At 38.8% G+C, this 20,618-nt stretch carries 18 protein-coding genes and 1 tRNA gene; 5 read left to right on the top strand and 14 right to left on the bottom strand.

Going from position 1 to position 20,618, the window contains the following annotated elements; genetic code table 11:
- Positions 1–83: 83 nt before the first annotated feature.
- Genes FJR03_RS06005 through FJR03_RS06020 form a run of 4 tightly spaced genes read right to left on the bottom strand, consistent with a single transcriptional unit; the run spans position 84 to position 5,266 of the window.
- A complete protein-coding gene (locus FJR03_RS06005) occupies positions 84–410 on the bottom strand; it encodes a hypothetical protein (protein WP_193112631.1) in 327 nt (108 codons plus the stop codon).
- Positions 407–898 carry a hypothetical protein gene (locus tag FJR03_RS06010; protein ID WP_193112632.1) on the bottom strand — a complete coding sequence of 164 codons (492 nt, stop codon included), beginning with the start codon at positions 896–898 and terminating at the stop codon, positions 407–409. The genes FJR03_RS06005 and FJR03_RS06010 overlap by 4 nt, the downstream gene beginning before the upstream one ends.
- Positions 899–3,118, bottom strand: a complete 2,220-nt coding sequence (locus tag FJR03_RS06015; protein WP_193112633.1) for an FtsK/SpoIIIE family DNA translocase — start codon at positions 3,116–3,118, stop codon at positions 899–901.
- A 60-nt stretch (positions 3,119–3,178) separates the two neighbouring features.
- Complete coding sequence (locus tag FJR03_RS06020) at positions 3,179–5,266, bottom strand: flagellin N-terminal helical domain-containing protein (protein ID WP_193112634.1); 2,088 nt, start codon at positions 5,264–5,266, stop codon at positions 3,179–3,181.
- Between the two features lie 124 nt (positions 5,267–5,390).
- On the opposite strand from FJR03_RS06020, the gene FJR03_RS06025 reads away from it, so the two are divergent.
- Positions 5,391–5,474 (top strand) — tRNA-Leu (locus FJR03_RS06025).
- 1 nt (position 5,475) lies between these two features.
- Here the strand turns inward: FJR03_RS06025 and FJR03_RS06030 are convergent.
- On the bottom strand, positions 5,476–6,255 hold the full coding sequence (locus tag FJR03_RS06030; RefSeq protein ID WP_226962084.1) for a TrmH family RNA methyltransferase: 780 nt from the start codon (positions 6,253–6,255) through the stop codon (positions 5,476–5,478).
- A 22-nt stretch (positions 6,256–6,277) separates the two neighbouring features.
- Positions 6,278–8,374 carry a helix-hairpin-helix domain-containing protein gene (locus FJR03_RS06035; RefSeq protein ID WP_193112635.1) on the bottom strand — a complete coding sequence of 699 codons (2,097 nt, stop codon included), beginning with the start codon at positions 8,372–8,374 and terminating at the stop codon, positions 6,278–6,280.
- A gap of 101 nt (positions 8,375–8,475) precedes the next feature.
- Here FJR03_RS06035 and FJR03_RS06040 point away from each other — a divergent pair, with 101 nt between their 5' ends.
- Positions 8,476–9,183: a methyltransferase family protein gene (locus FJR03_RS06040; protein WP_193112636.1), complete on the top strand. Its 708-nt coding sequence runs from the start codon at positions 8,476–8,478 to the stop codon at positions 9,181–9,183.
- Here FJR03_RS06040 and FJR03_RS06045 read toward each other — a convergent pair.
- Complete coding sequence (locus FJR03_RS06045) at positions 9,180–9,917, bottom strand: fructosamine kinase family protein (protein ID WP_193112637.1); 738 nt, start codon at positions 9,915–9,917, stop codon at positions 9,180–9,182. The genes FJR03_RS06040 and FJR03_RS06045 overlap by 4 nt on opposite strands.
- A gap of 6 nt (positions 9,918–9,923) precedes the next feature.
- Positions 9,924–12,326 (bottom strand): AAA family ATPase, encoded by a 2,403-nt coding sequence (locus tag FJR03_RS06050; protein ID WP_193112638.1) that lies wholly within the window; start codon positions 12,324–12,326, stop codon positions 9,924–9,926.
- Positions 12,327–12,425: 99 nt separating this feature from the next.
- Between FJR03_RS06050 and FJR03_RS06055 the strand changes: the two genes are divergently transcribed.
- Genes FJR03_RS06055 through lpdA form a run of 3 tightly spaced genes read left to right on the top strand, consistent with a single transcriptional unit; the run spans position 12,426 to position 15,406 of the window.
- Positions 12,426–13,217 (top strand): lipoate--protein ligase family protein, encoded by a 792-nt coding sequence (locus FJR03_RS06055; protein WP_193112639.1) that lies wholly within the window; start codon positions 12,426–12,428, stop codon positions 13,215–13,217.
- Positions 13,201–14,064 (top strand): lipoyl synthase, encoded by an 864-nt coding sequence (gene lipA, locus FJR03_RS06060; protein ID WP_193112640.1) that lies wholly within the window; start codon positions 13,201–13,203, stop codon positions 14,062–14,064. The genes FJR03_RS06055 and lipA overlap by 17 nt, the downstream gene beginning before the upstream one ends.
- Positions 14,057–15,406 carry a dihydrolipoyl dehydrogenase gene (gene lpdA / locus FJR03_RS06065; protein WP_193112641.1) on the top strand — a complete coding sequence of 450 codons (1,350 nt, stop codon included), beginning with the start codon at positions 14,057–14,059 and terminating at the stop codon, positions 15,404–15,406. The genes lipA and lpdA overlap by 8 nt, the downstream gene beginning before the upstream one ends.
- Here lpdA and FJR03_RS06070 read toward each other — a convergent pair.
- Genes FJR03_RS06070 through acsA form a run of 6 tightly spaced genes read right to left on the bottom strand, consistent with a single transcriptional unit; the run spans position 15,390 to position 20,613 of the window.
- The gene (locus tag FJR03_RS06070; protein ID WP_193112642.1) at positions 15,390–15,632 is read right to left on the bottom strand and encodes an acyl carrier protein; all 243 of its coding nucleotides are present in this window, start codon (positions 15,630–15,632) and stop codon (positions 15,390–15,392) included. The genes lpdA and FJR03_RS06070 overlap by 17 nt on opposite strands.
- Positions 15,629–16,366, bottom strand: a complete 738-nt coding sequence (locus tag FJR03_RS11635; RefSeq protein ID WP_226962085.1) for a 2-oxo acid dehydrogenase subunit E2 — start codon at positions 16,364–16,366, stop codon at positions 15,629–15,631. The genes FJR03_RS06070 and FJR03_RS11635 overlap by 4 nt, the downstream gene beginning before the upstream one ends.
- A 2-nt stretch (positions 16,367–16,368) precedes the next feature.
- A complete protein-coding gene (locus FJR03_RS11640; protein WP_226962086.1) occupies positions 16,369–16,908 on the bottom strand; it encodes a biotin/lipoyl-containing protein in 540 nt (179 codons plus the stop codon).
- Complete coding sequence (locus FJR03_RS06080; protein ID WP_193112643.1) at positions 16,905–17,885, bottom strand: alpha-ketoacid dehydrogenase subunit beta; 981 nt, start codon at positions 17,883–17,885, stop codon at positions 16,905–16,907. The genes FJR03_RS11640 and FJR03_RS06080 overlap by 4 nt, the downstream gene beginning before the upstream one ends.
- A complete protein-coding gene (gene pdhA / locus FJR03_RS06085) occupies positions 17,878–18,852 on the bottom strand; it encodes a pyruvate dehydrogenase (acetyl-transferring) E1 component subunit alpha (RefSeq protein WP_193112644.1) in 975 nt (324 codons plus the stop codon). The genes FJR03_RS06080 and pdhA overlap by 8 nt, the downstream gene beginning before the upstream one ends.
- A 9-nt stretch (positions 18,853–18,861) precedes the next feature.
- Positions 18,862–20,613: an acetate--CoA ligase gene (gene acsA / locus FJR03_RS06090; RefSeq protein WP_193112645.1), complete on the bottom strand. Its 1,752-nt coding sequence runs from the start codon at positions 20,611–20,613 to the stop codon at positions 18,862–18,864.
- Positions 20,614–20,618: the final 5 nt, after the last annotated feature.

The raw sequence follows: 20,618 nt of genomic DNA on the forward strand, positions 1-20,618 counted from the left end.
AAAAATTATAACCAATAAAAAAGGAAGATACTACACAGTGTTACTAATCGATACAAAAAAATGTTACTTTTCGAAAAATATGTTTATTTTTGTAACATATCGCTTTCTAGCTTGATAGATTGCTCCACTTGTAGGAGCTGATCTTGGTACCATTTGGTACTTTTTAGCTGTGGAAATGCTTCTGACATCACTTGAAGTGGAGTATCTTCCCACTCACTAGAATCTTGTGTGATATTCCAGCCTAGCTGATTGAGTACATAAGAAAATATCTGATTTAAAATATTGTAAGAAGATTGGATAGCTTCTTTATCGTTACTTTTCTCATGTTGCAGGATATTCTTCACGATCTGTTTACGCAAGTCTCTGTTATATTGCTCTTTTAAAGATTGAACTATCTCTTCTGGTTTCATTTTTTCATACCTTTGTTATTTGTTTTATTTGAATAGTGTGTAGCACTTACAATGTCACCGATAATTGCTCTATGATACTCATACGGCCGTTTAATATTTCTAATTACGTAACGTCCGCCTGAAGTTGTTAAAACCTCTAAAGTACCCACATCTAAAAATTTTGAAATCGGTTTGATATATATAGTACGGATTTCATCAAGTTCTATTGGAAAGATTTCGGGAGTTTTTTTCCCTTTTAAAATGATGAGACGCTTATTTGTAAGTAAACAGTGGTAAGAGGCTTTCTCTTTTATCTCTTGCATATGGACATAAAAAGTTCGAATGATTAAGACAATGCCGATAACACCGATTTGAAGCTCTTGCCCTATAAATAAAAGTGCAGCTCCCAAAAGATACAAAGAGATAATACCGTTGTAATATGTCTTAGATATCTCAGCTTGTACCTGAATCTCTTCATCTTTATGTAAAGTCTTTGTAAACTCTTGCATTTACACTATCTCTCTAATCCCTTTTGCATTCGGAGCAGACAATATTCCCTCTTGTTCAAGCTGTTCTATCACTCTTGCAGATCTGTTGTAACCGATTTGGAGTTTTCTTTGAAGGTAAGAGATCGATGTTTTACGATCGTTAAGTACTACGCTTTTTGCCTCTTCAAAAAGAGGATCTAATTCTTCAAACACTTCACTTCTTTCAGATGAATCACTATTATCCTCAACTAAAAAGCTTTTGTCGTAGTTAGGTTCTCTTTGAGACTTAATAAACTCTACGATCTCTTCGATCTCCTCTTCAGTACTCCATGGAGCATGAAGACGTACAAGTCCAGTTGCACCCGGAGGTGTAAAAAGCATATCCCCGCGTCCAAGTAAAGACTCTGCACCCATTTGATCCAAGATAATTTTAGAATCAACTTTTTGCCCTACTCTGTAAGAGATACGTGAAGGAAGGTTTGCTTTGATAAGACCCGTTACAACATCCACAGATGGTCTTTGCGTTGCAACAATCAAGTGAATCCCAGAAGCTCTTGCCATCTGTGCAAGTCTTGCAATTGAGTGTTCAACATCTTTTCCACTTGTCATCATAAGGTCTGCTAACTCATCAATGATAACTACAATATAAGGGAACGGTTCATATCCACCCTTCTTCGCTTTCTCATTATAGTTTTCAATGTTTTTAGTACGTGTATCAGCCATTGCTGCATAACGGCGTTCCATTTCGTTTACCATGTTACTTAATGCTGCAATCGCCTGCTTAGGTTTTGTAATAACCGGAGTCAGTAGATGCGGAATGTCATTGTAGATCGAAAACTCCAGCATTTTCGGGTCAATCATTAAAAGACGCAGCTGATCAGGTGAGTTTTTATATAGTAATGAAAGGATCATCGCATTGATACCGACAGACTTACCACTACCTGTTGTTCCTGCAATAAGCAAGTGTGGAAGCTTTTTTAGATCTGTTACGAAAGGTTTCCCTACAATATCTTTTCCAAGTGCAATAGTAAGCGGTGAAGATGAATTTTGAAACAGTTTGTCATCTAACAGTTCGCGTAAGTAGATAGTCTCAACTGTATCGTTTGGTATCTCGATCCCAACTACATCTTTACCCGGAATCGGTGCCTGAATACGGATCGTCTCAGCTGAAAGTGCCATAGCAAGGTCATCTTGTAGGTTTAGAATCTTACTTACTTTTACGTTTGCAGCAGGTTTAAACTCAAAAGTAGAAACAACAGGCCCTGCATAGGTACGAACAACATCACCGTCTATTTTAAAATGTCCAAGTTTTTCTATAAGATCACTAATTTTCCCGTCAAGTTCACTCTCATCAACTGACTTTGAAGATTTTGACGGCTTTTGTAAAAAGTCCAATTTCGGCAATTTAAAGTTCTTTGGTTTCTCTGTTTTTCCCTGTTCAATCCCCTCTAGAAGTTTTTTATTTTCCTCTAGCTCTTCTACAATTACCGTATTTTTTTGCTCTTTGATCTCATTTGCAAGTTCTAAAATGTTTTGTTTATTTTTTGTGTCTTGTCTTAAAAATGCAGGTTTGTCAATCTCTTCTTCTATGTTCTCGTCGATCTCATAGTGTGGAATTGTATGTTCTTGCGTCGGTGTTTCTATAACCTCTTCAACACTCTCAACAGCAGTATTACTCTGCTGTTCAACTGCTGTTTCCTCTTCAACTACATCTTCTACACGGCTTTCTTCTTCTTTTAGAGTTGTTTGTACGGGAGCCTCTTCAAATGAGTGCTGTGTAGTGGGATTACGTTTTACAGATTCCATTAGATGGGCAATAAGTTCAGAAGTATCTTTTTCAAATACAATCACTATAGCCACAAGTGTGATCACAAACCAGAAAACCCATAAACCGAACATCCCGATATAAGGAGAGAGAAAGTCTACAAAATCACCGCCAAATTTTCCTCGAAATTCATTTTCGATCAAAAGAGCCTGTGCTAAAAGGGAAGAAAAAAGGATTAAAAAAGAAGCTATGCTTATTTCAGCTTTGCGAATATCAAAACTGATATCCTTGTAAAGCTTATAAAGCGGGTAAAGTAACACGAAAAGGTATAGGTACGATATATAACCAAAATATTGATGGTTAAACGATGCAAAACTTACACCGAAACTTCCCATTAACGAAGTAGTTCCTAAAATCGTAGCAAAACCTAAATAAACTAAAACACCAAATACAAATATAAAAAAAGTATCCCTCAAACTAACTAACCTTTAAAATGTATACAAATTTTAAAAGAAGTATAGCCAAAAATGTTCCAATTATATATAGTTAACCAGACTTAAGTCTGAAACTTTCCCTACAGTTGAGAGCATCGCTTGATAGTTGATCGTTAATTGCTGTAATTTTAAAGATGCTTCAGCTATATCTGTATCGATCACTGACGAACGTAATGTTTGTGTTGTAACATCTAAAATTTGAACTCTTTGTAAAGACTGATCAAGCGTATTTGACTGAGCCCCTACTCTCGCATGCATACTGAAAAAATGATCTTGAAGGGCATCCATACGCGCGATCGCATTTTCCATCCCTAGACTTCTCTCAGTCCCTGTCTCTGCATCAGGAAAAACTTTATACTCTTCAACAGAACGAATCATCTCATCAAGTGATTTAAAAAAGTCATTTTTCGGATCTTTGATCGTCAATGAGTTATTTGCATTAAAAGCTACAACAGAAGGATCAGCAGTAAAATCTCCGCTGTTTGTATCATACATAGAGATACTCGCTTGCGTATTACCGTTTGTAAGGTCTTTAAATGCAATTTTTCCATCGTATGTAAGATATGAGTCTCCACTTAGACGTGAATCTTCTATAGCGGTATCGTAATCTGCGTCTGTTGCACCTGCCGGAAGATTACCTGTAACAGCCATATTGATTACGTCAAGTAGTTGCTGGTATGTTACTTCATCAGCATCCGTTGCAACTCTACCCGTTGTATCCATATTGAATATATCGTAAGTAGTGGCACCGATATTATCCACAAATGTTGAACCTGCACTATCTAGATTGATCGTAATATCATAAGGGTTTACACCGTCAATCGTAGTACCTGTTAAACGTAATTGTGTACCGTCAAGTGTATCGGCAGTCCCTTGAGAAAGGTCAAACACCTCCGATAGTTTCGTTGCAGGCTCTGCAAAACCATTTGTATCTTTTATGATTTGAGGTACGTTTGATGAGATCGTTGAACCGTCAATACTAAAAGCTGTTCGATCGTAAACTAAACCTTCAATATTTGCCGGTGCACCGGTTGCTGAAGTAAACCCTGACTTTGTAAACTCTCTAACATAAAGGTCTGGATTTGCAGCTGTTGATGTAAGATTTATAATATTGTCAAAACTGCTTTCACCACTGTCTAAAGCATCGATGGTAGCAACATCAGCTGCTGCACCACCACTAAAGTCTACCGCACCCACCATATGAAAATCGATGTTTGATGAACCGTTTATTTTATCTTGAATAACGATCTGACCCGTACTATTTAGTGAAACGTTTACAACCTGTTTTGCACCGGTATTGCCATATAGTTTTCCGATCTCATTAAGAAGGTCACTTACTTTATCGTTATCTGATAACGACACTTTACTATTGAAGTTGGTACCGTCACTTTTTGTACCGCGTAGATAAAAATAGTATGTGTTTGCAGGTGCACTTGTGTTGTCCGTATCACCCATAAACTGTCTCATATCACTTGATGCCGATAATTCTTCAGTATCTGCAGCAGTTGCTTGTAATGCCGGATATTTCATAAGAAGGTTTGTACTTACAACATTTGTAGTTATTTGACGGTTTACAGAAGTGTTCTCACCTAAAAACAGATCAGCGCCTGAGATATTGAACTGTTGTTTGTTGTTTGAACCTACAAACGCATCAAGTCTGTCATCATTTCCCTGATAGATACCGTTGTCGTCAATCGGCTGAACATCAAGTGCTGAACCTGAAAAAAGGTACTTTCCACCAATTGAAGTATTTGCTAAGCTTCTTAAGTTTTTCTCTATCCCTCTTAACTCACTGGCAATAGCATTTCTTGCAGTTTCATCGTTAGTGTCATTCGATCCTTGTAATAGTAGCGTTCTAAAACGGTTCATAAGATCACTAAACTCATTCATGATCGAATCTGTTTGATTTGAGACTTTATAACCGTTTTCCGTACTTAACTTTATTTGTGAGAGGATTGTGATCTCGTTGTCTAAACGCATTGTTTGTGCGAATACGGGTACATCTTCATTTGCGTATTGGATCTTTAGTCCAGATGATATCTGTTTATTTACATCAAAAAGCTCATTATTTATATTTGTACTGTTCTTTTGATATATACTGTTGTAAAACATACTTGGTGTTACACGCATAACAGACCTCCGACTCATTTATTCGTAATAATAGCTACTTAGCAATAAAAGTACCATAATGAGACTATATCGGCAAAAATTATTTATTTTTAAGTAACATATGATTATTATTTCAGGCAATTAAGCCAGCGTGGTGGAATGGTAGACACGACGGATTCAAAATCCGTTATCTTCGGATGTGGGGGTTCAAGTCCCCCCGCTGGTACCACTTAAGAATATATAAGTTTATACATCATAATAGATGCTGCGACACTCACATTAAAACTTTTAATCCCCTCGACCATTTCTATCTTTACGGTTTTATCACAATGTTCTAGTATCTCTTTAGAGATTCCTTTTCCCTCGTGTCCCATAATTAAGACCCATTTTTCGGGTACTTCAAGTTTTGCCAACTCTATAGACTCATTGGTAACTTCAGCTGCTAAAATAGTATAACCTGCTTGCTTGAGGGCTTCAATGGTTTCAATGATATTTTCATAGATATGTATCTGTAACTTAGAAACATACCCCATAGATACACGCAGAGATCGCCTAGAATAAGGATGAGGGCCTTGTTTGGGAAGGAGATAAGAGTTTACCCCTAAAGCAGCAGCAGAGCGGGCAATGGAACCGACATTTTGTGTAGATGAGATTTCATCTAGCATAATTATTTTATCGCCTAGTGCATCTAATGGTGTAGGCTCGGGACGAATGCCGTGCATCATAGCATTATGGTGTACGGTATGACCTACAATACTTTCAAGTTCTTTCTTAGTAGCAACATATAACTTTTCTATATCTTTTTTTCGTATTAGATCCTCAAACTCTTCATAGTACTCTTTTGTAGATAAAATACTTTTAATCTCTAGATCGGATTCAAGCAGTAGATTTATCACTTTTGGTGAATCGGCAATAAAGCTATTGTCCTCAGTAAATGCATTGTCTCGCAACTGTTTATAGATCTGTAATTCGGGAATATTTATATCCTCAATCTCGATTAAATTCAACATCTTTTTTCCACCTATCATTTTTTTAGATTAGACTCAGCCCAATCTTCCCTTTTTCGTTATCGACACTTACCACTTCAATTTTTGGCAGATATTGATTGAGTGAGAGCACTTCAAGCGGATGTTTGATCCTTTTTTCACTCATTTTTGAGATATGGATCATCCCGTCATTTTTAAGTCCTATATCTACAAATGCTCCAAAGTCGGCTATATTTCGCACTACACCTGAAACAAAACTGCCCACTTTTAACATTTTAATGTCACGCAGTCCCTCTTTAAACGGGATAGCCGGTAACTCTTCCCTTGGATCAAATCCGGGCTTTAACAACTCTTTGATGATATCTTTTAGAGTATCTTCCCCAACGCCAAGTTCTTTAGAGAGCATTGTTACATCTGCAGTTTTAAGATCAACTCCATCCAACCTCTTGGCTACACCGTAACTCTCAGGGTGGATCCCGCTATTGTCAAAAACCGTTTCTCCATCTTTTATGCGGATAAACCCTGCGGCTTGCTCATAAGCTTTTTTCCCTAAGCCCTTTACGTTTAAAAGCTGCTCTTTAGAGGTAAAGTTACCATTCTCATCTCTATAACTAATGATGTTCTGTGCTAGTTTTGGAGTTATGCCCGCTATATGAGAAAGTAAAGAGAGTGACGCAGAGTTAATGTCAACGCCCACGCGGTTAACCAGATCCTCTGTTACATCACCCAGTTTTTTCTCTAGAAGCTTTTGATTTACATCGTGTTGATACTGCCCTATTCCCAAAGATTTCGGATCAATCTTTACAAGTGCCGCCATAGGATCACGAAGACGTTGTGCTATGGAGATCGCACCGCGGATCGTTACATCAAGATCAGGATACTCCTGAGCTGCGATCTTTGAAGCAGAATACACGGAAGCGCCCGCTTCTGAAACAACTGTATAGATAAGTTTTACACCCTCTTGTGCGTTGAGTTTTGCGAAGAACTCCTGAGTCTCTCTTGAAGCGGTACCGTTACCGATAGCTACACCGTCTATAGTGTACTTTTTATGAAGTTCCAGTACTTTTCTTTTTGAGGCTTCATAGTCGTTTTGCGGCTCGGTCGGGTATATGACAGCTGATTCAAGATAGTTTCCGTTCTCATCAATGACTGCGAGTTTACACCCTGTACGATATGCAGGATCAACCCCTAAAAGAACTTTTTTGCTTACAGGAGGTGTCATAAGAAGTTGACCGAGATTTTTGCCAAATACCCCGATTGCTGCGAGATCGGCTTTCTCTTTTAGTTCGCTGTGTACTTCTCGCTCAATAGAAGGTAATAAAAGTCTTTTGAGTCCATCTGTATAGGCCTTTTCTAAGTACTCTTTAGAGCTTGAGGCATATTTTGGAATTTTGTAGTGTCTAATGTTTTCTTCTATTCTCTCAATATCTATACCGATTTTTGCTGAGAGCTGTTTCTCATTAACTCCTCTCATGATCGCCAAATATCTGTGAGATGGAATATACGCAATTTTTTCGCTGCTGCCTACAAAGTTTTTATATACGCCGTTTTCATCAAGAGTTTTTGTCTTTTTAACCTCTAAAACTCCGTGACGAAGCATAGTGTTTCTTATGTATTCCCTCTCTTTAGGGTTTTCAGCGTAGCGTTCTGCCAAGATATCTTGCGCACCTTGTAAGGCTTCATCAACGTTTTTTACTTTTGCATTTATGAATTTTTTGGCTTCAACTTTTAAAGCCTCTGTTGTAAGTTTAGCTTTTTGAAGTGTATTTGCAAGTGGTGTGAGTCCGTTTGCGATCGCAGTTGCCGCACGGGAGTTTTTTTTCTCTTTATAAGGACGGTAGATATCTTCTAGTTCCCGTAAGCTTTGGGCATCTTCTATACTTTTTTGTAACTCATCGCTCAAAACTGCCCTCTCAGATATAAGACGTGAGATCTCAGCTTTTCTCTCCAGAAGATTTTTAACTCCGTTGTATATTGTCTCAAACTCACGAAGCACTTCATCATCAGCTCCCCCTGTCATCTCTTTACGATAACGTGCGATAAAAGGGATAGTGGAGCCTTCCTCAAGAAGTTTTAAAATATTTGATACATATTCTTTTTGTAGATTTGTTTTTTTACTAAGTAGATTAATAAGATTTTGCATAAAGGGTACTTTTTCGCAATTATACTTAGTTACAATTAAAATATGATATATTTTAATTGTATAGATAAGAGTTTGAACAGTTAAATAAAAAGGTCTCGACTATGATTAACCAGGAATCTAAAATAAAATTCAAACCATCTCAATGGTTCGGTGTAGTTACAGCTTACCTTTTGGTGCCCCTTATTCTCTTAGTTTGCGGATGGGATCTCTATTGGTGGCAGGCATGGGTTTATCTTGTGCTTATAGTTACAGCCGGTATAGTGAGTCGCATATTGGCAGAACAAAGACATCCTGGAATTTTGATTGAACGCTCTAAATACTTTAAGGCTAGCGATGTAAAGCCTTGGGATAAGCTACTGGGTACATTAATGGCACTCAGCATATCATTTCCCCTTGCCATAGTTGCAGGCCTCGATCACCGTTTTTCATTCTCTTCACCCTTTCCTATTTGGGTAAATTTACTCGGCTTTGTTTTGATTGCATTTGGATATGCCTTTGCTTCATGGGCTTTGATTGAGAATCGTTTCTTTAGCACTTTTGTACGTATACAAAAAGATCGAGAACATAAAGTATGCAAGAGCGGTCCTTATAAAATTGTACGCCATCCAGGCTATGCAGGAAACCTTTTAGCACTTCCAGGGATTGTTCTTGCTTTAAATTCTCTGTGGACATTGATTCCTGTACTCATAGCTCTAATTATTACTGTAATAAGAACGGAGTTAGAGGACAAAACTCTTCAAAAGGAACTGCAGGGGTATAAAGAATATGTACAACAGGTGAGATATAAACTGTTTCCAGGAATATATTAGAGCTTAGAGATCAATTCAAAACCGTTTTCACACCCTCGCAAATAGCCGGAACCAAAAAGGTTGTAGTGATTTAGATAATGGTATAGATTATAGATGATTTTTTTTGTTTCGTAAGCTTTGCTTTTTGGGTATGCTTTCTCATAACTCTCGTAAAAAACAGAAGAAAACCCTCCAAACATCTCACTCATAGCAAGGTCTACCTCCCGATCAGCGAAATAGACAGCGGGATCGATCAGCCATACGTTCTCTTTATCGTACAGTACGTTTCCACTCCATAAGTCACCGTGGATAAGGCTTGGATGTTTTGTATATTCATTTAGAAAATCTTGCAGTTTTGCTTTATTGTTTTGCAGTAATGCCAAAAAGATTTTTTGAACCTCTCCGTTTTGGATAAGTGAAATTTGATATGCAAGTCTATACTCCACAAAAAAACTTCCCCAATCTTTTGAGAGTACATTCTTTTGTGGATTATGCCCAATGTAGTTATCTTTCTCATAACCGTAAGACTCGTGATTTTTTTGATGCAGTAATGCGAGCCCTTTACCAAGAGCTATAAAATGCTCTTTGGTTGGCTCTACATCATCTATATACTGCACATGAAGTTCGTTTTCATTTACCAAGTTAAACTCAGGTACAGAGATATATGGGTTATCTTGCAATTCTTGTTGCAAGAGTCTTAACCCATCTGCCTCCTCTTTTGCCGACTGACTATGTTTGACAAACATTTTTTGCATCTTGCTCTATTTTTTCTTCATAGCTCTGTTGATGATTTTTTTGAGTTCCTCACCGTCGATCACCTCTTTTTTGATCAGTCTTTTTGCAACCGCTTCAATAGCAGGCCATAAGCGTTTAACCTCTCTTTGGGTTTTGTGTTTTGCCTCTTCGATCCAGGCAATCATACGCTCCTCTATTCGTCTTGAGAAAAGTTTTCGATCGTAAGCTGATTCCACGCCGCTTACATTGAGGTATCCGATCTCATCATCCATCCCAAAAAGAGCAACTGCGGCATACACCTGCATACTGGCAACTTCAAGGTCGTTGATAGCTCCAGTCTCCATCCCCTCTTCTCCAAACTTCTCCATTTTTGCTATACGTCCGGCTAAAAGGACACACACATCGTTAAAAAGTTCCTCTTTTGAAGTAGCATCGACATAGTCATCGTTATGGTACGATACAAACCCCAAAGTCTCGCTTCTTGGAGCTACCGTTACCTGCTCTATTTTAATATCGGGCAGTAAGAAGAAAGAGAGCACTGCATGTCCCGCTTCATGGTACGCAGTTTTTGCCATTGACTTCTCGATATCCCGGATCTGTTTGTTCTCTAATTTAGCTCCATATTTTATAATATTAATTTGCTCTAATAAGATCTCTTCTGTAAGTTCTTTAAGCCCTTTTCGTGCGGCTTGCAGGGCTGCTTCTTGCCCTATACGTTGCAGTTCGTTTCCGCTGAGACCTGAAATGTAGCGAACAACTTTCTCCACATCTATCTTTTTGTCATGCGGTTTTTTGAGTACCTCCTCTATGAAAAAGCGTCTTGCTTCCATATCAAGCTTCGGTACCTCTATCCGGATATCTATACGTCCCGCTTTACTAAGTTCTTCAGGAATATTTTCAACATTGCTAAGTGTTGCTATTGTAAACACAGGAGATTCAAAACTCCCGTTTAAAACATCTAGCTCCTCTTCAACAGGATGGGTACTCATAAGAGAGATTACACCGCTCATCACTCCCGGTGTGTCTATATCTTCTAAAAGTACGATTGCAGGAGCTGCAGCAAATGCCTGTGCATATGCTTTATGAATTTTCGCTGCATCAAAAAGTTCCGCACCGCTTACAACAATGTAGGGCATATCGCTCTCGTTAGCAAAAGCACGTGCCAAAAGCTTTTTTCCCATACCATGAGGACCGTATAAGAACATCCCCTTAGGCGGTGTCATATCGAACTGTTTTAGACGATCCGGCTCTTTTAAAAGAGCAAGTACCTCTTTAAGCTCATCTTTCACCCGCTGTTGTCCCGCAACATCTGAGAACTTAATATCTGAAACATGTAGAGCATCGGGAGTTAAGATGGAGAGCTTCTCTTTTGCGTAAAAAGCGTTTTTGATCTTACACGTTACACTTTTATTCTCTTGTGTAATTTCCCAATCAAGAGTGATGCGCATATGTTGTTGAGAGATCTTTTTAATGAAAAGGTGCTGCTCTTTAAGCACATTGTTTACAAACTCCATTGCTTCATCTAAAACATCAAAATGGATCCCTTCAAGCTCAGGTGTTACTTTGAGAGCTTCATATACCTGTGTAAATATAAGCTCCGGTATTTTTTGAATAATATGTCTAGCATTTATGTAAGGTGAGAGTGAGAGTGTCAGCAATGATGCAAACTTGTCAAAGTTTGAGTACTCGATCTCCATTTTTGAATCTTTTGCAAAGTGCTGTGACATCTCATGAATCGTTCTTGCAGCTATCTTGATAAGTGCTGAGAGAGAAAGACGGTTAAACGGGATAACAGTATACTCATTTAAAAGTGAAAGCAGCTTTTTATCAAAAGCCTCCTCTTTCATACCGTTTACCATTACATACTCTTGGGCAAGCTTCTCCATAAGGTAAGTGTGTGCTTGAAGCCTATCTGTTTTTAGAAGCTCTTTAAAGTCTTGTCTCTGTACAATTGAGCCAAGCTTTGTAGTTGTCATAATAACAACAACCTGAGAGAAATCAATTTCATTTACCTCATTACCGCCAAAGAGCGAGTACAAAGCCAGCTGTGTTTGAAAATCCCCTTTTTCTATATCTTCAAAGATCAATATAGATTTTGGATTTTCTCTGACAAATTCAACTACTTCGGAAGAGATAGATGGCAGGGAAAACTGCTCCATTCCCATAGAGACATTACCGCTGTATTGTTCCATATTGAATGTCTTGATATTTTGAAGTTCTTTATCTGCTTGTAAAAGTGTTTGTGCAAGATAGTGTTTCCCGCTGTTTGCAAGTCCAATGAAGGTAAAAAGTGCCCTTACCTTTTTTTTCGATTTTAGTAAACTTGATTGCAGTAAACTTTTTGTCAGTGTACTTACGGCCTCTTGTTGATCAAAAATTTTTTCGTTTAATAACTCTTCGATTGAATTGTCATAACTTGAATTTTGCATTTCTTACCCTACTTTATTCTAAAGCTTTGCGCTACTTACTCAAAGTATATCGAAAACTAACTCTCATTTTATAACTTATTAATTATAATAGCCAGTAATATGCAAAAGATTCTAAAGAAATTTCGTTTATTGGATACACCTGTAGCAAACGCTTCATACAATATGGCTGTAGATGAGGTACTCCTGCAAAGTTCCATAGAGAGTGGCATGCCTGTTTTAAGAGTCTATGAGTGGGAAGATGCACTCAGTTTTGGACGTTTTAACAAAGTCCACGAAATTCTTGATCTCAAAGCTGTAGATCTAAATGGGCTCTCATATGCTCGACGTTTAACGGGTGGCGGTGTACTGGTTCATGGAGGGGATATATCTTATTCATTGATTATGCCGCAAACTGCCCTTAATGATTTAAGCCCAAAAGAGAGTTACAGATACCTTTGCAGTTTTTTGCTTCACTTTTATAAAAGGCTGGGACTTGAGCCAAAGTTTGCACAAGATCAAGATCTAACTATCTCAAAGTCAACTATCTGCACCGCTTCAAATGAACCGTACGATATTACGATCAATGGTAAAAAGATAGGGGGCAATGCACAAAGATACAGTAAAAAGACTCTTTTTCAACACGGTTCTATTCCTATTAGAGTAGATACTAAACTTTTTAAAGAACTATTTTTAGAAAATGCTAATTTAGAAGATATAAACACATTAGAGAAGCTTGATATATTTTCAAGTAAAGATGAATTAAAAAAACTAATGATACACTCATTTATAGAAAGTTTCAATGTAGAGCTTATAGATGATACTCTAACAGAGCAAGAGCTTCAAAAAATTGATGAGCTTCAAAAGACAAAGTATGACACTTATAAATGGAATATAGATGCAATACAGCTTTAAAAGAAAGCCTGAGTGGCTGAGAAAGAAGATTAGTTTTAGCATAAATAAAGAGCTTGAATCGCTCTTGGAGCAACACAATATAAGTACAGTGTGCCAAGAAGCGATGTGCCCTAACATTAGTGAGTGCTTTTCAAAAAAACAGGCTACTTTTTTCATTATGGGTACCGAGTGTACAAGGCGATGTACCTTCTGTGCGGTTGATAAGGGTCATCCAAAACCATTAGATCATCAAGAGCCTGCAAACATTGCCAAAGCAGTAAAAATCATGGGCTTAAGACATGTAGTAATTACAAGCCCTACCCGTGATGATCTCTCTGATGGGGGAGCCCAGCACTTCTGCAAAACTGTACAGGCGATAAAAGATATGGATAACTCCATTGTCGTTGAGATTCTCATCCCTGATCTTCAAGAAGATAAAGATTCGATCAAACAGATCGCAAATAGTGATGCAGACATAGTTGCTCATAACCTTGAGACTATTCCCAGACTTTACCACATAAGAAAAGGGGCTTCCTACAAGCGCTCACTAAATGTTCTAAAAATGTTAAAAGAGTACAACTCCAAAATAGCTACAAAAAGCGGGATTATGGTAGGTCTTGGTGAAAAACGCGATGAGGTTTTAGAGCTGATGCAACACCTCTTAGATGTAGGATGTGAGTATTTCAGCATCGGACAATATCTCCAACCAACTCAAAAACATGAAAACATAGTAGAATATGTACATCCAAGCGAGTTTGAAACACTCAGAATAATAGGGCTTGATATGGGGTTTAGATATATACAAAGTTCCCCATATACAAGAAGCAGTTATATGGCACACGAGTATTTGGAGCATCAAAATGGATAGATATGAAGTAGTAATAATCGGAGCAGGCCCAGGTGGCTATCAGGCGGCATTAGAACTTGGCAATGCAGGTAAAAAAGTGTTACTCATTGACAAAGCAAAAAAGAATATAGGCGGGGTTTGTTTAAATGTCGGTTGTATCCCTACAAAAAACTATCTTCATAATGCTGAATTTATCTCTAAAATAGAGCATTTTATGGATTCTGGTGTAAATCTTCAGTACGAGGGGCTCAATCTGGGACGCCTGCAAACAAAAACTACAGCACTTATAGATGAGATAAGAAGTGGTGTTGTGTGGATGCTTGATCAAAACAGTGTTGAGCTGCTTTATGGAGAGGTAACATTTCTCGATCAACAAACCATTAAAGTTGACAATACAATCATAGAGTTTGACAAGTGTATAGTAGCTACCGGTTCAAAACCCAGAGAACTTGAATTCTTACCGTTTGACGGCAAACAGATCATATCAAGCAATGAGCTTTTTACCCTTGAAGCACTTCCAAAATCTATCACAATAGTTGGAAGCGGTGCCATAGGGTGTGAAGCTGCATCTTTTTTCAATGCTTTTGGGGTAAAAGTAACACTTCTAAGCAGAGGTGAGATGATACTTTCCAAAGAGGATATCGATGTTGCAAAAGCACTTAAACGTGTATTTAAAAGAGGTGGTATAGAGCTCATCGATTCAGCTTCTATCAAAAGCGTCAACAAGTTTACTGAAGGTGTGGAACTAACGATCGAATCAGGTAATGAAGAGCAAGTGCTAAAAAGTGATGTAGTTTTAAGTGTCTCAGGTCGTATTCCAAATACTTCTGAACTGAACTTAGAAAATGCAGGTATAAAGCTTGACACAAAAGGTTTTATAGAGATAAATGAAGCATTTCAAACGACAAATAGTAATATCTATGCCGTGGGTGATTGTATAGATACTCCGGGACTAGCCCATACAGCGTATAAAGAGGGGAAAATAACCGCTTATAACATCATAAACTCTACTTCAAAAGCAAATACACACATATCACCTTCTACAGTTTATACAAACCCGCAAGTAGCAACCTGTGGATTAAAAGAGAGCGATGCACAAAATAAAAATATTGATATAGACGTAAAGAAGGTATATTTCAAGGCCAATGCAAAAGCAAAAATATTAGGCGATGACTCCGGTTTTGCAAAAGTAATAGTTTCAAAAGAAGATAGAACAATTTTAGGAGCAGCTATTATAGGTGTAGAAGCTACGGAGATTATCCATGAGCTTGTATTTTCCGTAGAGAAAAAACTCACAATAGATGAGCTTAGAGATGTGATCCACGCTCATCCAAGTGTGTCGGAGATTATAAGTTATCTATAAAATAGTTTGCCATCTCCTCCACTGAACCCACTTTTGCATAATCTGCTTCAGGCACTTCGACACCAGTTTTTTCATGCATAGCAGTAAGTATCTTTAGAAAATCAAACGAATCTATCTCTAGTGAACGTTGAATGTTTGCAGTTAATTCTATCTCCTCCTCTTCAACATCAGGTGCGATCTCAAGTATCGCTTTTATGATCATAGTTTGTAGTTCCTCTTTTGTCATAACATCTCCTTTGGATTTTGTAATATAGTATTTAATGTGTCTAAAAATTTTGCACCGATTCTACCATCGGTTGCACGGTGGTCCCCTGCAAGTGTAGCCTGCATCACTTTTCTCACACAAAGTGCATCACCTTCGGCCCAAGGAGCATCTTTTATAATCCCAAAGCCTATTACTGCAACTTGCGGTGGATAGATAACGCCAAACACGCTGTCAACTCCTAAGTCACCGAGATTTGTGATCGTAATAGTTTGTGCCATCAACTCACTTGAACGCAATTTACTTGCACGAGTCCTTGTTATCAAATCACCTAAAGACTCCATAGTATCGTTTAGATTTTTAATATCTGCATGTAAAAGTGCAGGTGTTATCAAACCGCCCTTTCTTAGAGCTATTGCAATTCCAGGATGTATCGCTTCACTGATATGTAGCTCATCCTCATGCCAAAAACCGTTTAACTCAGGTACCTTTTTTAAGGCTACAACAGCTGCTCGTATAAGCATTGCAGCAGGCAAAATTCTATTTTGTATATCTCTTTGTTTATTAAGCTCTTCGAGGTACTCTAAAGCAGGCGTCATATTGATTGTTGTTGAGAGATAATAGTGTGGTATCTCGGCATTTGACTTGCTCATGGCAGCTGCAATCGCCTGACGCATACCATCTTTAGTCTCTTTAGCTTTAGTCTCTTTAGCAACTGCTGTTTCCTGCTCTTTTGGTTTTTCTTCATCAACAGCCACTTTTATCTCTTGCGGGAGTTAAAGCTTCCAACTGAGCAAGTTGTATAACACCGTTTTTTCGGAGTTATGCTAGAGAGATCTATACCTAACTCTTCAGCTTTTTTTCTAGCTGCAGGTGATACTTTAACATCGCTACTTTGCATCTTTAGAGGTGCTTCTGCTTTTATATTCGGCTTTTGCTCTTCTTCAGGCTCTATCTCTTTTTGCTCTTTCATCTCTTCTTCAGGCTCTATCTCTTTTTGCTCTTTCATCTCTTCTTTTGGTTCAGGTTTAGGCTCTTCTACTTTTACTTCTACACTCTCATTTGCATCTGAACTTATAATTGCCAAAGGGGTACCCACTTTACACTCGGTCTCTTCCTCTACCAAAAGCTTCTCAACAATACCCTCTTCAAAAACCTCAATCTCTATAACACCTTTAGAGGTCTCAACTTCAGCGATCACATCACCTTTGCTAACTTTGTCACCCTCTTTTACATGCCACTCCATTAAAACAGCTGATTCCATATCGGCACCGAGACTCGGCATTACAAATTCACTCATGATACACCTACCGTTTTTATAGCAGCTTCAACTATTTTGTCCGCCTGTGGCAATGCTGCATCTTCAAGATGTTTAGCATAAGGTAACGGTACCTCTGCCGTACATACTCTACTCATTGGAGCATCTAACTCATAAAAAGCCTGCTCGTTAATACGTGCCATAATCTCGGCAGATAAACTCCCGCTTTTCCACCCCTCGTCAACTATAACCACTTTATGCGTCTTTGCTATTGAGGCCATAATGGTTTCATCATCTAACGGACGAAGCGAGCGCAGATCTATCACCTCTGCATCGATCCCCTCTTTTGCCAAAGACTCGGCTGCTTCAAGTGCTTTAAACACACTTATTCCATATGTAAGGATCGTTACATCTTTACCCTCTTTTTCTACTTTTGCTTTGCCTATTTCAAGAGGTATGGCATCTAAATCTAGTTCACCTTTTGCATTATACAAAAGTGCATTTTCAAATATAAGTACAGGATCAGGGTCTTGTAATGCCAGACCAACCATATCGTATGCATCTTGCACAGTTGCCGGAGTTAAGATCTTTAAACCGGGAATATGTGCGAACCAGCCTTCAAGTGAGTGTGAATGCTGAGCTCCAAGTTGCTTGCCCCCACCTGTCGCCATACGAATTACCAATGGAACATTAAACTGTCCACCCGACATATGTAAAAGTGTTGCGGCATTATTCATTATCTGATCGAGTGCCAAAAGGCTGAAGTTCACCGTCATTATCTCTACGATCGGACGCATACCGTTAAGTGCTGCACCTATTCCGGCACCTGTAAATGTAGACTCACTCAGAGGAGTGTCAATAATTCTTTGCTCGCCAAACTTCTCTAAAAGTCCCATACTCACAGCATAACACCCACCGTAGTGACCTACATCTTCCCCCATTAAAAATACTCGCTCATCAGCACTCATAGCATCATCTATAGCCGCCCTTACAGCTTCACGGTATGTTGTCTCAGCCATTACTCACCTCCGAGTATACAAATTTTTCCAGATCTTCTAAAGGTTCTAACTCAGAGTTTTCCGCAAATGTAACAGCGTCATCTATAGTATCTTTTATCTCTGCTTCTATCGCTTCAATGTCAAGCTCAGACCACAATCCAAGCTCTTTTAATTTTTGCTCGAAAACAACTAACGGGCCTTTTTCTTTCCACTCTTTTACTTCTTCTTTTTCACGGTAAAGCTCTGCATCAAACATCGAATGGGCACGGAAACGATAAGTCAGACACTCTAAAAATACAGGTTTGGAACTATCTTTTATATCTTCAACTGCCCGAGCAGCAGCTTTAGCAATCTCTATAACATCCATCCCGTCAACCTGTTTTGCATGTATGTTATACGACTCCGCTTTTTTATAGATATCTGTCTGAGATTCCGTATATTGCAGTGCTGTACCCATTGCATAACGGTTATTCTCACATACAAAAAGTATAGGCAGTTCCCATAATGCTGCAAGATTAAGCGACTCATGAAATTCACCCTCGGCAACTGCACCGTCACCAAAAATAGCTACGGTCACTCTTTTTCTGTTTTGCATCTTGTCAGCTAATGCCATCCCCACAGCCAGAGGAAGACCACCGCCAACTATGGCACTCCCTCCGTAAAATCTGCTTTTAGCATCAAAAAGGTGCATCGAACCACCGCGTCCACGCGAACACCCATCCACTTTTCCATACATTTCCGCCATAATACTTTTTGCACCCACACCCCGAATAAGTGCATGGCCGTGTTCTCTGTATGTTGCGAGTATCGCATCATCTTCGCTCAGGGCATCCATCAATCCAACAGCTACTGCTTCTTCCCCAATATACAGATGTAAAAAACCGCGTATCTTTTGTGCCGAATAAAGCTCTATACACTTCTCTTCAAAACGCCTAATTAAAAGCATCTTTGAGTAAAACTCTTTTGCTTTTTCTATGGTTAAGTTCATATTAGTCCTTTACGATTCCAAAGTGGAAGTGTCACCCTCCGGTAATCCCATCTCTCTGGCTTTAAGCAAGCGTCTCATGATTTTTCCGCTTCTGGTCTTTGGCAGATTCTCTTGGAACTCTATCTCTTTTGGAGCGACTGCAGCTCCCAGTTTTTTACGCCCAAAACCTATCAGCTCGCGTTGTAAATCCTCACTCGGTTCATAACCCGGTTTTAGAGATACAAATGCTTTTACAAGCTGCCCTATCATCTCATCAGGTTTGCCTATAACTCCGGCCTCAGCAACGGCTTCATGCTCCATCAAGGCACTCTCAACCTCAAAAGGCCCAACCATGTGCCCTGATGTTTTAATAATATCATCCGCACGTCCTACAAACCAAAAGTATCCATCTTCATCTCGATAGGCCAAATCACCTGAGATGTACCATCCATCTTTGAAACATTTATCGTACTTCTCTTGGTTATGCAGATACATTCTAAACATAGAGGGCCATCCTGCTTTTAAAGCCAAATCACCTTCAACGTTCGGCTCTGTAACCTCTGTAACACTGCCGTCATCATTTTGACGTAAAATCGTAGCACTTATTCCAGGCAGCGGTCTTCCCATAGAACCTGGACGTATAGTTTGAGATGCATAGTTTGAGATCATAATGCCACCCGTTTCACTCTGCCACCAGTTATCGTGTATAGGTAAGTTTAGTTTTTCATTTCCCCATACAACAGCTTCCGGATTTAAAGGTTCTCCAACGCTTAAGATAAGACGCAGATGAGACAAGTCGTACTCTTTTAAAGGCTCATTATCTATTCTCATAAGTCTTCTGATCGCAGTAGGTGCCGTGTACCATACACTCACCTTTTCATCTTGAAGTATCTTATACCATCTTGAGGCATCAAACTCCGCTTCATCTACGATATTTGTAATTCCATGTACCCAAGGGGTTATGATTCCATATGAGGTTCCCGTAACCCAGCCGGGATCTGCCGTACACCAGTAGATATCATCTTCATGCATATCGAGTGCATATTTACCGCTTAGATAGTGTGTATATACAGCCTTATGGACATGCACAACACCCTTTGGCATCCCTGTAGTACCGCTTGTAAAGTGCAGAACCGACATATCTTCTTCATCTGTTTTTAGAATTTCAAACTCTTCAGATGCAACCTCCATCAATTTGTTATACGAGAGTACACTTTCACTCTCATGCTCATCTGCATCAAAAAGGATGATATATTTTAGTGTTGTCAGTTTGTCTAGGATTGGAGTAATTTTCTTTTTGTAGAGTTTTTGTGTAGTTAGTATTACTTTTGCATCGCCAGAGCTTAGTCGCTGCAATATCGGTTCAGGACCAAACTGGGAAAAGAGTGGACACATAACGTTTTGATTTTTAAGTATCCCAATGGCAGATATATAAAGCTCGCTTTTACGGGTTGAGAGTGTAAAGACCCTCTCCCCTTTGGCAATACCTAAAGTTTTTAAAACATTTGCAAACTTTGCACTGGATCTTTTTATATCCAGATAAGAGAAAGTTTTACGCTCCCCCTCTTCTGAAAGCCATATAAGTGCCGTTTTATCTCTGTTTTTACCTTCGGCGTGCCTATCTATAGCTTCATAAGCTATATTCAACCCACCGCTTGGCAAATAATCAAACGCTTTTGAGACATCATCCCACTTAAACTTCTCATACTCTGTCTCGTAATCAAGCAGATTAGGTTTAATAGGAAGCGAGTCTAAATCTTTTGTAATCCACGTACTATCCATATCAG

The organism is Sulfurimonas marina, from assembly GCF_014905095.1.
Classification (GTDB): Bacteria; Campylobacterota; Campylobacteria; order Campylobacterales; family Sulfurimonadaceae; genus Sulfurimonas; species Sulfurimonas marina.